The sequence below is a fragment of the Paenibacillus sp. FSL E2-0178 genome (assembly GCF_038593005.1).
GTDB classification, from domain to species: Bacteria; Bacillota; Bacilli; order Paenibacillales; family Paenibacillaceae; genus Paenibacillus_AQ; species Paenibacillus_AQ phytohabitans.
The window spans coordinates 6,622,377-6,635,318 of sequence record NZ_CP151953.1 but is presented as its reverse complement, the minus strand read 5'-3'; the positions used below and the strand labels follow the sequence as shown (position 1 = coordinate 6,635,318).

At 56.5% G+C, this 12,942-nt stretch carries 11 protein-coding genes; all 11 read right to left on the bottom strand.

The features are described 5' to 3' along the window. Nucleotides 1–9 precede the first annotated feature (9 nt). A complete protein-coding gene (locus MHI42_RS28750) occupies nucleotides 10–981 on the bottom strand; it encodes a PhoH family protein (RefSeq protein WP_039304117.1) in 972 nt (323 codons plus the stop codon). Between the two features lie 15 nt (nucleotides 982–996). Then, complete coding sequence (gene yqfD, locus MHI42_RS28745; protein WP_342421380.1) at nucleotides 997–2,178, bottom strand: sporulation protein YqfD; 1,182 nt, start codon at nucleotides 2,176–2,178, stop codon at nucleotides 997–999. Beyond that, on the bottom strand, nucleotides 2,175–2,468 hold the full coding sequence (gene yqfC, locus MHI42_RS28740) for a sporulation protein YqfC (protein ID WP_039304110.1): 294 nt from the start codon (nucleotides 2,466–2,468) through the stop codon (nucleotides 2,175–2,177). Before yqfC ends, yqfD begins: the two co-directional genes overlap by 4 nt. 263 nt (nucleotides 2,469–2,731) lie before the next feature. After that, nucleotides 2,732–3,346, bottom strand: a complete 615-nt coding sequence (locus tag MHI42_RS28735) for a hypothetical protein (RefSeq protein ID WP_342421379.1) — start codon at nucleotides 3,344–3,346, stop codon at nucleotides 2,732–2,734. Nucleotides 3,347–3,361: 15 nt separating this feature from the next. Further along, nucleotides 3,362–4,363: a flotillin-like protein FloA gene (gene floA, locus MHI42_RS28730; RefSeq protein WP_039310446.1), complete on the bottom strand. Its 1,002-nt coding sequence runs from the start codon at nucleotides 4,361–4,363 to the stop codon at nucleotides 3,362–3,364. A gap of 86 nt (nucleotides 4,364–4,449) precedes the next feature. After that, a complete protein-coding gene (locus tag MHI42_RS28725; protein ID WP_342424820.1) occupies nucleotides 4,450–5,790 on the bottom strand; it encodes an NfeD family protein in 1,341 nt (446 codons plus the stop codon). 389 nt (nucleotides 5,791–6,179) lie between these two features. Beyond that, nucleotides 6,180–6,623, bottom strand: coding sequence for a GatB/YqeY domain-containing protein (locus MHI42_RS28720; RefSeq protein ID WP_039310385.1), 444 nt, complete (start codon nucleotides 6,621–6,623; stop codon nucleotides 6,180–6,182). Nucleotides 6,624–6,638: 15 nt separating this feature from the next. Continuing rightward, nucleotides 6,639–6,812 carry a 30S ribosomal protein S21 gene (gene rpsU, locus MHI42_RS28715; protein ID WP_005547957.1) on the bottom strand — a complete coding sequence of 58 codons (174 nt, stop codon included), beginning with the start codon at nucleotides 6,810–6,812 and terminating at the stop codon, nucleotides 6,639–6,641. A 138-nt stretch (nucleotides 6,813–6,950) separates the two neighbouring features. After that, nucleotides 6,951–7,310 (bottom strand): histidine triad nucleotide-binding protein, encoded by a 360-nt coding sequence (locus MHI42_RS28710; RefSeq protein ID WP_342421378.1) that lies wholly within the window; start codon nucleotides 7,308–7,310, stop codon nucleotides 6,951–6,953. A 605-nt stretch (nucleotides 7,311–7,915) separates the two neighbouring features. After that, a complete protein-coding gene (locus MHI42_RS28705; protein ID WP_342421377.1) occupies nucleotides 7,916–11,440 on the bottom strand; it encodes an SMC family ATPase in 3,525 nt (1,174 codons plus the stop codon). Beyond that, complete coding sequence (locus tag MHI42_RS28700) at nucleotides 11,437–12,624, bottom strand: exonuclease SbcCD subunit D (RefSeq protein WP_342421376.1); 1,188 nt, start codon at nucleotides 12,622–12,624, stop codon at nucleotides 11,437–11,439. The genes MHI42_RS28705 and MHI42_RS28700 overlap by 4 nt, the downstream gene beginning before the upstream one ends. Between the last annotated feature and the right edge of the window lie 318 nt (nucleotides 12,625–12,942).

The following is a 12,942-nucleotide window of genomic DNA, read 5'->3' as shown; positions in this document are numbered from 1 at the left end:
TCCCCTTTTTTATTGGAGGTTTTCGGCAGAGCGGTCATAGGCAACGATAATTTTCTGCACCAGGGAATGCCGGACTACGTCCTGTTCTGCAAAATAGACAAAGCCGAGCTCCTCAATACCGGATAATATCGCTTTGGCTTCTATCAGCCCTGACTTCTTGCCGCGCGGCAGATCGATCTGGGTAACATCGCCCGTAATGACCATCTTGGAGCCGAAGCCAAGCCGGGTGAGGAACATTTTCATTTGTTCTGGTGTCGTATTCTGGGCTTCGTCGAGGATAATAAAAGCATCCTCCAGCGTACGCCCGCGCATATAGGCAAGCGGCGCGATCTCGATCAGCCCGCGCTCCAGCGCCTTAGCTACCTGATCAGGCCCCATAACGTCGTACAGGGCGTCGTAGAGCGGCCGCAGATACGGATCTACCTTCTCCTGCAAATCACCGGGAAGGAAGCCCAGGTTCTCGCCTGCCTCCACTGCCGGACGCGTCAGCACGATGCGCTTGACGGAGCCTTCCTTGAGCGCCGTTACCGCAAGCACAACGGCAAGATAAGTCTTGCCTGTTCCCGCCGGCCCGATGCCAAAGACGATATCACGCTTTTTGATGGTTGTCACATAATGTTTCTGGCCAATCGTTTTGACGCGGATGGGTTTACCGCGGAAAGTTGTTGTAATTTCACCTTTGAACAGGTCAAGCAGCTGATCGGCACGGAAATCCTTCGCCAGTTCTACGGCGTACTGCACATCGCGTTCACTTAGTATGTAACCGCCCCGTACCAGGGACAGCAGCACGTTGAACAGCTGGCCCAGCATGTCCACTTCACGCTCAGCGCCGCGTATGGTAACTTCAGCTTCGCGCGAGTCGATAACCGCCGGAATTTCTTTCTCGATAATTTTCAGGAATCCGTCCTGCGGGCCGAACAGGGATTGAGCTTCTCCCGCATTTTGCAAAGATATACGAATGCTTGCAGTCTGTTCTGACAAGTAGCCTCATTCTCCTCAATTGTTTACTATCGGAAGTTCTTCCGCGATTCTCTCTTCCACTTCAAACAGCACTTTCATATAAACTTTACCATTCTCTTTCTTCTCATGCAAAATTTTTTGACTTTTGATGACGCTGTCAGCACCGTAACGCGCGAAAATATCACTCTTGGCCCGCGTCAGGCCTTCCTCCCGCGCGGCCTCCGGCGTCAGCATTTCAGCGGTATATTTAATCTCCAGCTCCTTCTCGGTCATCATGCCCAGCGGCAGCTGGAAGGAACGCCAGGACAGCATATCGGGCTCCGTGAGCGTGCGCGACTTCTCAAAGCCGGAATCCCCGTACCCCCACAGCTGCACCGCCCATTTGCCAAGAACGAGATACGTGCGGTCTTTGCGTTCTCCTGTATAGGAACTGCCCGTTCTTTTGAGGGGCACCTCAAGATTATATTCATGCCATACCAGGCCTTTAACATCGCCTTTGGCTACTACAAACTCTGTATTCTCCTCGTCCCCCAGCGCTCCGGAGATGAGGATCTCCCCTTTTTTGACGCGGGAGTTGCGGCTCACCACAGGTCTGCCCTGCTCTGCATAGATTTCAGTGACAACCGCGTCCGTCCTGCTGATCAGATGGCGCTGGCTGAGTAGCGGCTTAGTCTCCGGGCGGTCGGCTTCGACAACCTGGATCGTAATGCTCGTCCCCGTCCGGTGAAACCCTGCCCACGTCAGCCCCGGAACAAGGGTGGTCAGCTCCCTGGAGAGCTTGTCCGACTCTTCCATCTGCCAAATCCACTGAAAAGGGTACACCCCCTCCTTGCGTGCGGCTTCGAGAATGTCCTCGGTAGGAATGCGGGTATTCCCTTCAACCTTGATGCTCCATACCATAGAGGACAGCAGCAGCAGCCCCACACCGAAGATCAGCAGTCCTGCGGCAAAAAACTTCCGCTTCCACAGGCGGGCCGCCCGGAAAGGAATTCCGTTACGGGCCGTAACATGCATGCGGCAGCCTGTCTTCTTTAGGAGCGGACGGAGTCTGAAAAAATCATCCAGCAGCAGGTTCAGCGAAGCGCCGTCCCCGGCAGGCCTCACATCCCAGATGACGATGCCTGCTCCGGTTACAGCGTTGATAAAGGTCTCCACCTGCGGTCCCGTCACATGCAGTGTAACGAACCCCCGCAGCGATGACAGAGGCGGCTCTTTCATGGATTTTCCCCACTTTCCTTATACCTGATTTCACCGATAATACCTTCAACGGCAAGCTCCTGGCCCAGAATATTGCGGATGACCAGCCCTTCACCGGAAATCTCCAGATATCCCTTGGCCAACGCCAGCCTGAGCTGCTCCGATGAGAAATGCAGCACGCCGCGGTGGTTCTCAATATACAATTCCTTATTGCCGATCAGGGTGATCCGGGGCATCTCCTGCAGCACATCCTGCGGAAGATCCAGTACCCCGTTTGTCCATCCCCGCAGCCTGCGGCCAATACGGGTCATATATAGACGCTCCCCCTTCCTGCCTTCTGTACACCTTATGCGGGAGTGCGTTTTTTTATGAGAAGAACTCACATCATTTGTACCGGGAAGCTCCTGCGGCTCCATCCGCCAGGCAGTGGGAGATGCAGCGGATTCTGCAGGATAAGCACACGGATAAACACGGCAAAAAGCCCGGATCTGCTCCTCTTAAGGAGCAAATCCGAGCTTTCAGGCAGAGCAAAGAGGTAACCGCAGTGCAAAGCAGCCGCTCTTCTGCCGGGGGTTCAGCCTTCCTTGCGGACAGAGGCATGCGACTGCCGGGAACGGGGCGGTCCCAGAATCTCCGCCCACACCAGCCCGCTGCGCAGCGCCTCACGGTCCTGCGCCAGCGGATGCTGCCCTGTACCCACCTGAGACGGACTGGCGCCCTCTCCGGCAGTCATTGCGCCTGTGGAAGGCACTGCAGCCGCCACGCCGTCAAAAGCCGCCTGCAGCCGCTCCAGCTCCCGCTGCATGCGTTCTGTCCGCGCCTGCACACCGTCCATATCGCCGGTCTGCTCCATGGACATCCCTTCGCCTGTCTCATAGTCAGGCGAAGGCTGCTCTGCCCGCTCCGGCCACGCCGGCGAAGCATCGTATTCCCGCTCTTCCGGCGCGGGATCAGGCCGGCCCGAATTCCCCCGGCGCCCCCCGGGCTCCGGAAATCCGCTGTCCGGCCGTTCAGGGCGCCCGCTATCCGCTGCCTCGGCGGGAGCACGGGGGCGGCGCAGCGGACCGCCTTCGCCCCCGCCGCCAAAGGTAGGCATGCCGCCGCGCGGGGCGGACTTGCCTTTATTTTTGTTCCAGTTGCTGATGACCGCGATCACCGCAATGACCACAATGTAGATTATGCTGCTCATGGGAATCACATCCCTTTATTTGTGGGGCGGACGGCTGCTGTCGTCCCCGTCGTTTAATTTACCGAGGGAGCCGCGCATCTGCGTGTCGGCCTCAATATTTTTGAGGTTCATGTAGTCCATTACACCAAGCTTGCCGGAGCGCAGCGCTTCGGCCATCGCCAGCGGAACCTGGGATTCGGCTTCAACCACCAGCGCCTTCATCTCAACTACCCTGGCCTTCATTTCCTGCTCGTGGGCGACAGCCATGGCTCTGCGTTCCTCGGCTTTGGCCTGGGCGATGCGTTTATCCGCCTCTGCCTGCTCGGTCTGGAGGTACGCGCCAATATTCTTCCCAACATCAATATCCGCAATATCTATAGACAGAATCTCAAAAGCCGTACCAGAGTCCAGACCCTTGGACAATACCGTCCGCGAGATAGAGTCGGGATTCTCCAGCACATCCTTATGCGAATCACTGGAGCCCACTGTAGTTACGATCCCCTCGCCGACACGGGCAATAATCGTTTCTTCACCGGCACCGCCGACGAGACGGTCGATATTGGCCCGGACGGTTACCCGCGCTTTGACCTTGACCTCAATCCCGTTCTTGGCCACAGCCGCAACAATCGGAGTTTCAATAACCCGCGGGTTAACGCTCATCTGAACCGCCAGCAGCACATCGCGTCCGGCCAGATCGATGGCCGCAGCACGCGTGAATTCCAGCGGAATATCCGCTCTCTGTGCCGCAATCAGCGCATTAACTACCCGGTCTACATTCCCTCCGGCCAGGTAGTGGCTCTCCAGCTGGTTGATATTCAGACCCAGCCCGGCCTTGGTAGCCTTAATCAGCGGATTAACAATCCGGCTTGGCGTTACCCGGCGCAGCCGCATCGCTACCAGTGTAATAATGCTGATTCTAACGCCCGATGCCCAGGCCGACACCCACAGCATGACCGGGAAGAAGCTGAAGAAGACGCTTAGTACAATGATCACGACAACCGCGATCAGCAAAAAAGTAATCATAGATGCTTCCATCATACGCTTTATAACCTCCGTTATTTTTGGGATTAACCTTATTTCCATACAGTATTACATGTTGCTGCCAGCTCATAACAGAGGTACAGCTATTTCACGGCTTCCTTCACGACCACCCGGCCGCCTTCGACCTTTACCACCGAAATGGCGGTCTGTGCGTCGATGAATCCGCCCTCTGTCACCACATCAATCCGCTCGCCGTCAATGGCGGCAGTTCCTGCTGGTCGCAGCGGAGTTACGCTGATCCCGGAAGCTCCGATCAAACGCAGCTTCTCCGTCACAGGCACAAACCCCTGCTCTTTGGTAAGGCTATCCTGGAGAATGAACCGGTTCCAGATCCCCCGCTCCTTGAAGACCACAGCCACTATCACAATCACCACTGCCGCTGCCGAAAAAGCAATGCCCAGACTGAACATCGCATGCGTCAAGCTGTAAGCAGCTCTTACAACACCCGCCACAAGGCTGACGGAGCCCAGCAGTCCCAGAATACCAAAGCTAGGCACAAACAGCTCGAGCACCAGCATTACGAGTCCCAGAATGAACAGCAGCAAGGTCTCCGCCCCGGCGAAGCCAGCCACATAGTTGCCGAAGAAATAGAGAGCGAACGCCAGCGTCCCGATAATTCCGGGCACCCCAAAGCCGGGTACCAGCAGCTCAATGAATACCCCGGCGATGCCGACGAAGAGCAGAATCGTCATAATAACCGGATTCGTCAGAAAATGCGACATTTTCTCCGCACCGGTATGCTCTACGCGAAAAATGTCATCTGTGGAATAACCCAGCCAAGTAATGGCCTCATTGGCTGTACCCGCAATACGGTCGGCATAACCTGCCTGGAGCGCTTCCTCACTGCTCAGAGCGATGATTTCCCCCTGCCCCTTGGACACGCCAAGTCCGGGCTTGTTCACCACCAGGTTGATATCCATCATCCCTGCAGCCACTTCCGGATCACGCCCGTTCAGCGATGCGGCGCCTACCATCTTGGATTTCCAGTAGGATACCATTTTTGCGTCATCCACGCTATTGCCATTACTGTCTACCAATGAAGCGGCACCGATCATACTGCCCGGCTTCATGATAATGGCGCCAGCATTAAGCGCTATGTAACTGCCGGCGGAAGCGGCGTCGCCTTTGATGTAGGCTGCGGTAGGAATTTTGCTGTCCCTGACCATATTGCCGATTTGTTCAGCTGAATCCACCCGGCCGCCCGGTGTGTCAATCTCCAGCACAATCAGAACCGCGCCGTAATTGGCAGCCTCCTGAAATCCGCGTTCCAGAAAGCTCTGCAATCCGCGCTCAATCTCCTGATCCACCGGAATGATAAACACAGGACCGCCCACAACTGTACCCGCAGCCGCAGCCGGTGCGCGAACCGCTTCATTATCTGCATGGACCCTGCCCGCTAACGGCAGAACCAGCAGAATCATCATCGCGGCAATGCAGGACAAGACCCCTATGCGTAACTTTTTCAAGCTTGCTGCCTCCCTTCTGCACGAATTAAAACCACTGCATCCTTATCATATAATAAAACGCAGCATATAATCCTTAGTACGGCTGTTTCTGCATAGGCGTTTCAACAGTGGATCAAGTGTATGTATTAAGATCATTTTCACTGATGGATTGCAAAACTGTTTTGAAGAGGGAATACGGGAAACTAGAGGTTAATAGAAAGGTTTAGAGAGGTTTATGTTAATAGAGGTAATAAAGAAGCTGATATTTTTATTATCTAAGCTGCCGCATCCGAAGCTATTACTACTTGGAGTCCGCAACACTCCACATAACGAAAAACACCCCTAATTAAAGGGGTGCTAGCGTTATATTATTGCAGAAATTGCTGAACCGCCTGGTTCACGAGTTTACCATCGGCGCGACCTTTGACCTTAGGCATCAGTGCGCTCATCACCTTACCCATTTCACTTTTCGAAGAAGCACCGGTTTCCTGGATGGTCTGCTGTACAATTACTTTAATTTCTTCTTCGGAAAGCTGTTCAGGAAGATATTGAATGATAATCTCGATTTCTGCCTTAGTACTCGCGGCAAGCTCTTCGCGACCCGCTGCTTCAAATTCTTGGAGGGCATCTTTGCGCTGTTTGATTTCACGACTAAGGATATCAAGCACTTCGTTGTCGTCTAATGTTCTCTTCAAATCTATTTCAAGATACTTTATTGTAGAACGAACCATTCGAATGGTGGAGAGTCTGAACTTGTCCTTACTCTTCATCGCTTGCTTCATATCTTCGTTTAATCGTTCGCTAAGATTCATGCGTGGGTAATCCTCCTAAAACTTTCTCTTACGAGCAGCCTCAGACTTCTTCTTGCGCTTTACGCTTGGCTTCTCATAATGCTTGCGTTTCTTCACCTCAGCCAAGACACCATCTTTAGCAATGGAACGTTTAAAGCGACGAAGTGCAGCATCAATTGTCTCGTTTTTGCGAACTTTCGTTTCAGACACCAGTTTTCCCTCCCTCCGACCAGACCGTCCAAGAGCATAACAACACGGTTCATCAAATTTCATTATAGGTCAAACCTAAATAAGGTGTCAACCTTCGTGTTATTATTTTTTAGCCGGTCTGTTTTATTGAATTCATGATTATGCGTGGGAAGCAGAATTCCCGACGAGGGCACCGAGTTTGGCTCCGCCCAGCAGATGATAATGCAGATGAGGCACCGCTTGTCCGCTGTCCGGTCCGCAGTTGTTAATCAGCCGGTATCCGGTATCAGCGATTCCCAGTTCTACCGCAATTTGCTGCGCTACAGCATGGATCTCGCCGATCAGCGGCAGGTCTTCGGGCGTGACATCATTCATCGAAGCGATGAACTTCTTCGGGATGATCAGCACATGCACAGGGGCTGCAGGCTCAATATCGTAGAACGCCAGAATCCGCTCATTTTCGAATACTTTGCTCGCCGGGATCGAACCTTCGATAATTTTGCTGAACACAGTTTCCATACAACGCTTCCTCCCCAAAATTTGTGATGCAGAAGCTTGCATCCGGCACTTTCCGCGGTAAAATCTGTAGCACCGGCAGTCCTTATATTGTAAAAACAGGCGTATTCACGGCCGTTTCCACTTCATAAAAATCCACCGCTCACAGGGGCATACCCTGTAATCATTAGCTCAGCTTTTGGCCGGCGGGGCGCATTAGCCTGAATCTGTTGGTTATTCCGGCCTGATCCGCTTCGCGACAAATATAGTTTATGGCTCTAATCATACAGGAAATTGAACGATAACGAAAGGTGGAGTCCAAGCATAAAGGTCCCCCAGGGAGAAGAAAATGAAATAAGAAAAGGAGGACAAGGCTGTATTATAACAGGCAGCATAATTCTGGTGCGGTGGAGCGAGGGTGTAAAGCTTAGAAATTCTTATTCAAAAAAGACAAAAAAAAAGAAACACCCTTCACAGCTCATAGGAGCTGCTTCGGCGGCGGACGTATGAGAAGGAACAAATTCCCTGTCATACGTCCGCCGAGGTGTTTCAAATGATGTCGGCTTAGCTGTATTATAACAGGGGGTTGAAGGTGTATCTGTGATCGTTGTCACATTCAACCCCGCCTTTCACATTTTTTCCAAAAGAATGGTTGAACCCCCGCCGCCCTGCTCTGCAGGAACTACAATCAGCTTGCGCGGCAGACGGGCACGAAGCTCGGGAACATGGCTGATGATGCCTACGGACAGCTGGTCATTGTGCAATCTTTCCAGTGAGGTTATCACGGTATCAAGCAGATCCGGGTCCAATGTACCGAAGCCCTCATCCAGGAAAAAGAATTGCAGCGGGTATTGTCCGCGCAGCTGAATCTGGGCTGACAGGGCTAATGCCAGCGCAAGGGAGGTCAGGAAAGTCTCTCCGCCGGAAAGCGTGGAGACCGGCCGTTTCATACCGCCGTTCCCGTCATCACGGATGACAAAACCTCCGCCGGAGTCCACTTCCAGCGCATAACGCTGCTTGCTCAGGAAACGCAGGCGCTGTGAGGCAGCCTGACATACCTGCATCAGCTGTTCTTCTGCTATATATTCCACAAAGGCGTTGCCGCGCAGCACCGTCTGCAGCTTGGACAAGCGTTCCTGCATAGCAGCATGTCCTGCCCGCTGGCCTTCAAGCTCCATCCAGCGGATGTGCCGCTGCTGCAGATCCTCCAGATCACGCTCCGCACGTGCGCGGGCCTGAAGTGAACTCTCATCCTCTTCCCTGCACTTCTGCAGTGACTCCTGGCTCTCCTGCCACTCCTCACTGCTAAGCACAGCACCATCCAGCTTCTCCTCTATGCTCCGCAGCTGCAATGCACACTCCGCTTCCTCCTCGCGGTGAGCCCGCACCCGTTCTGCCGCCTGTGCCCGCTCAGAGGTCTCCAGCGACGCGGCTTCAACCTCAGCGGCTGAAGTAAACGCCGAAGACTGCAGCGCCTCCTTCCACTGGGAGTCGGCTGCCGTATAATGCTCATGGGCAGACTCTGCCGCCTGCCGGGCAACCGCTGCTTCCCGGGTCTGCTGCTGGGCGTTGTCCGCCGCCTGGCGGTGCTCCTGCCGGCTGCGTTCAAGCGCAGTCTGAAGCTCCAGCAGCCTGCGCTCGCATTCCGCCAGCAGTGCCGCCGGCGGACGTCCGCCGGTCCATTCCCGGAGCAGCTGCTCTTTGTCACGCGCAAGCGCTTCTTTGCCTTCTAGCTGAGCGTCCCACTGTGCAAGTTCCTTGTCGAGCCCGGCCAGCTGCTCCTGCAGCGTCTGTACAGCTAGACTCTTCTCGTCCAGGAACTTGACGCTGATCTCCAGCCTGCTGCGGATTTCCTCGGCCCGCTCATCCTTGGCGAGCAGCTCCTGATAAGCTTTCTCCGCCTCCTCAGGCGCAAGCTCCGGAAAGAGCCCGTTCCATTCTTCCCTAAGCTTACTCGCCGAGGCAGCAAGTTCCTCCGCCTTGGCAGCAAGTCCCTGCACCCAGGTCTGCTCGGCTTCGGCACCGGCCGCTTCCTTGTGATACAGCTGCTCCAGCTCCTGCATGGAGCGCTGCCAGTCTGCAGCCGCACGCCGCAATTCTCCGGAGCGTGCCTTCAGCGAGGACAGCCGGGCATTCAGACCGGATAATGCTGCTTCATCCGGAATGTCTGCGGCTGCAAGAGATGCAGCGGACGCAGGGGCTCCGAGGGACTCAAGGGCTGCCGAGGACTCAAGGGATGCATGAGAGTCATGTGCAGAGGACCCAAGAGAGCCGCGGGCGGCTGAGGACTCGAGAGCTGCAAGAGAGCCGCCGGCAGCAGAGGCAGCAGACTGCTCCATCGCCTCTTCGGACGCTGCTCCGCCCAGCTGGACAAGCCATGATCCGTCCTGCTCCAGCAGGCTGCGGAACAAATGGCGCGTCTCCAGCGCCTGCCGGGCCAGAACGCGGACATGGCGGAGCCGTTGGTCCAGCTCTTCATGTTCCCCCTGCTCCTGATTAAGCGCAGGGGAGGGATGGTGCTGGCTGCCGCACACCGGGCAGGGCACACCCTCCTGGAGTTCACGGGCGAGCGCCAGCGAGAGCCTGTGAACCTCCTGCTCCTTCAGCGCAGCTTCAAGCGCGCTGGTGTGCTGCTCCAGGCGGCCGGCAGCGGCTCCCGCTGCACCTTCGGCCGCAAGCAGCTCTTCCTGGTGCAGGGCAGCGGCGGCAAGCAGCTCCCCGCGCCCGGCACCAAGCGCCTGCCGCCGCGAAGAGGAAGCGGCCAGCCGCGCCTGCGCCGCTGCGAGCACCGCTGCGCGCTCGCGGTGCTCGCGGGCTGCCGACTCCCGCTGGAGCTCGGCAGAACGCAGCCCTTGCAGTCTCTGCATGGCTTCCTGCAGAGACTGCCGCTCCTGGGAGCGGACCGCGAGCGGCTGCAGGCTCTGCTGCAGCTCGTGCTGTTTCTTTTGGCCACGGGCCAAAAGCTCACGCTCCCGGGCCAGGCTCTCCCGCCCGGCGGCAAGGCCCCGGGCGGCTTCGTCCTGGCGCGCCAGCAGCGCCGCGCGCTCCCGGCGCAGCCCGCCGAGCTCGGCTTCCAGCTCGAGCGCGCGGCGGAACAGGCCCTCCTCCTGCCGGAGGGCCGGCTCCCCGGCGGTAAGCGCGGCCTGTGCCGCTGCTTCCGCCTCCGCCTTTACCGCCGCCTCCTGACCGGCGGCGGAGGCCAGAGCCTCCAGGCCCTCCGCGCGGGCATGGCGGCTCTTCCAGGCCTCTTCCGCGCTGCGCCAGGCCTTCAGCGCGGGCAGCCTTTTCTCGGCATCGTCAGCCTTGCCGAGCTTCTGCTCCAGGAGGAGAATCTGCTCCTCCTGGGCTTGTAGAGCCTGCCGCTGCTGCCCCCGGCGGGCCTGCTCCTCCTGCAGCTCGCGGATGCGGGCGAAGCGCTCTGCGCGCGCCGCCGCTTCCGCGAGCCGCTTGCGGCATTCTTCCGCATGCCGGACTGCCTCCTGCACCCGGACAGCTGCCGCTTCCACGTCTGCCTTGCCTGCGCTGCCCAGTCCCTGCTGCTCGGCCTCCAGCGCGCGCAGTGCCGCCTCGTTCTCTTTGACGCGGCGGCTAAGCTTAAGGGCCAGCCCATCCCCGTATTGCTCCAGATGGAACAGCCGCTGAAGCATCTGCCTGCGGTCTACACCGCGCAGGGACAGGAACTCGGCGAATTTGCCCTGCGGCAGCACTACCGCCCGGGTGAAGTCATCCATCTTCAGCCCGATATGCTCTTCCACACAGCGGGTAACATCCGCAAGCTTATCGGCCATCACAACATCGCCGTCATCCTTGACCTCAATGAACCTGCTGATCGTATTACTGACCGATTGCTCTCCGGTCCGCTTAAATTTGCGTTCCACCCGGTAACGCCGCGCTCCGGAAGAAGAGGTCAGCTCGAAGGTGAAGGCTACACTGAGCTGGTCCTCAGAATGGTTCATAATGCCTTGAGTTCCGTTCACTGCGCGCTCTACTTTCCCGTACATTGCCAGCGTGATCGCATCCAGCAGACTGGATTTGCCGCTGCCGGTCGGACCAAAGATCCCGAACAGCCCGGTCTCGGTAAGACTGGTAAAATCTATTTCCTGCTGCTCTCTATAGCTTTGCAGTCCGGATAGTTTCAGTAGTATCGGCTTCACTTAAGCATCTCCTCCTCTTCCGCAGATTCCTGCCGTTCTTCTTCAGCCAGCTCCAGGAACAGCTCAATCAGGCTGTCATCCGGTTCCGCGCCGCCCGTCTGGCGCTGGTAGAACTTGCGGAACAATTCCTGCACAGGCATGCGTGAACGTGCCATCTCTTCCAGCTCCTGCTCCATCTGCGGATAAACCGGACGGATATGTACAATGCCTTCCCGAGACTTGCGCAGCCGCTGGATATCGTTCATCGACATCGCTTCCGTCAGCCGGAGCTCCAGATCGATGAAGGCCCCCGCATCCCTGCCTTCATCCAGCCAGCTGTAGACCTCCTGTAATCCGCCGGTTGACTTCCAATTAACCAGCGGACGGCCGCAGCTCAGATAGATTTCTTCGAAGACCGGCTCCCCTCCGGGCGCAACATCTATCAGGGCTACAGATTTTGCCTGCCCTGCCTCTGAGAAGCTGTAGGCGAGCGGCGATCCGCTGTAGCGGATCATGCCGTCGCCCTTGACCCGCTGGGCCCGGTGAAGATGCCCGAGTGCCGTATACTGTGCACCGCAGGAGAGCGCCGAAGGATCTACGGTATAGGCACCGCCTACCTGGATCGGGCGTTCAGAGTCGCTCTCCACCCCGCCCAGTACATAAATATGGCTCATCGCCAGATTGACGGTCTGCGGCGAGAACTCCCGGCCGAGCAGATTCATCAGCCTGCCGACACGTGCGCTGTAAGCCAGCCGCAGCTCAGCCTCTCCGCCGTCACCGGCGAGCAGCTCGCCAAGCCGGGCTTCAGAGGGGTAAGGGAGCGCAGCGATTTTGGCAATCTCACCGGTTCTTGCAGCATGCACCGTCACCGGCTCTGAGGTCGGCATCCCTACCAGTGTAATCCCCTGTCTGCGGACAAGCGGAGACACGGAAGCTACGCGCTCCGGCTGATCATGATTGCCCGAAATGACAACCAGCGGCCTGCCGCCTGCTGTCAGTCTGGCCGCAGCCTCGTAGAACAGCTGCTCCGCCGCAGCCGGAGGATTTACCGAATCGTAGACATCTCCCGCCATCAGAATCAGATCCGCTCCGGAGGAATCTGCAATCCCCACCAGCTCATCCACGAACTGCTCCTGCTCCTTCTGCCGGCTTCTGCCCTCCAGCGTCCGCCCCAGATGCCAGTCTCCCGTGTGCAATATGCGCATTTCCGCCCTCTTTTCCCCGCCTGTCTGCGGCAATCATAGATTTATATATAGATGTTTGGATTTCCTGCTGCTGTAGCCAGAGCAAAAGTTTGATAATCTTCCATATGTGTTGACCATCCGCGTATTTTGTTGAAATCCTGCACGAAATACAACATTTTCCTCATAATATCGATCCTAATCCAGAATTGTTGTATAAAAGGCAGCATTTCTGCTTCTCCAAGCGGATTAGAAGGAGAATTCTTGTATTTCGTACAACAATCTCTCGAATAGCTATGAATATAAGAATTCAAGTTGTATAACGTACAACATTTGCTCCTG

Bases quoted from the DNA above. Each gene is read 5' to 3' on its own strand.
- yqfD (WP_342421380.1), bottom strand. From the start codon at position 2,178: ATGAAAGAGCCGCCTCTGTCATCGCTGCGGGGGTTCGTTACACTGCAT.
- yqfC (WP_039304110.1), bottom strand. From the start codon at position 2,468: ATGACCCGTATTGGCCGCAGGCTGCGGGGATGGACAAACGGGGTACTG.
- MHI42_RS28735 (WP_342421379.1), bottom strand. From the start codon at position 3,346: ATGAGCAGCATAATCTACATTGTGGTCATTGCGGTGATCGCGGTCATC.
- floA (WP_039310446.1), bottom strand. From the start codon at position 4,363: ATGATGGAAGCATCTATGATTACTTTTTTGCTGATCGCGGTTGTCGTG.
- MHI42_RS28725 (WP_342424820.1), bottom strand. From the start codon at position 5,790: ATGATGATTCTGCTGGTTCTGCCGTTAGCGGGCAGGGTCCATGCAGAT.
- MHI42_RS28720 (WP_039310385.1), bottom strand. From the start codon at position 6,623: ATGAATCTTAGCGAACGATTAAACGAAGATATGAAGCAAGCGATGAAG.
- MHI42_RS28710 (WP_342421378.1), bottom strand. From the start codon at position 7,310: ATGGAAACTGTGTTCAGCAAAATTATCGAAGGTTCGATCCCGGCGAGC.
- MHI42_RS28700 (WP_342421376.1), bottom strand. From the start codon at position 12,624: ATGCGCATATTGCACACGGGAGACTGGCATCTGGGGCGGACGCTGGAG.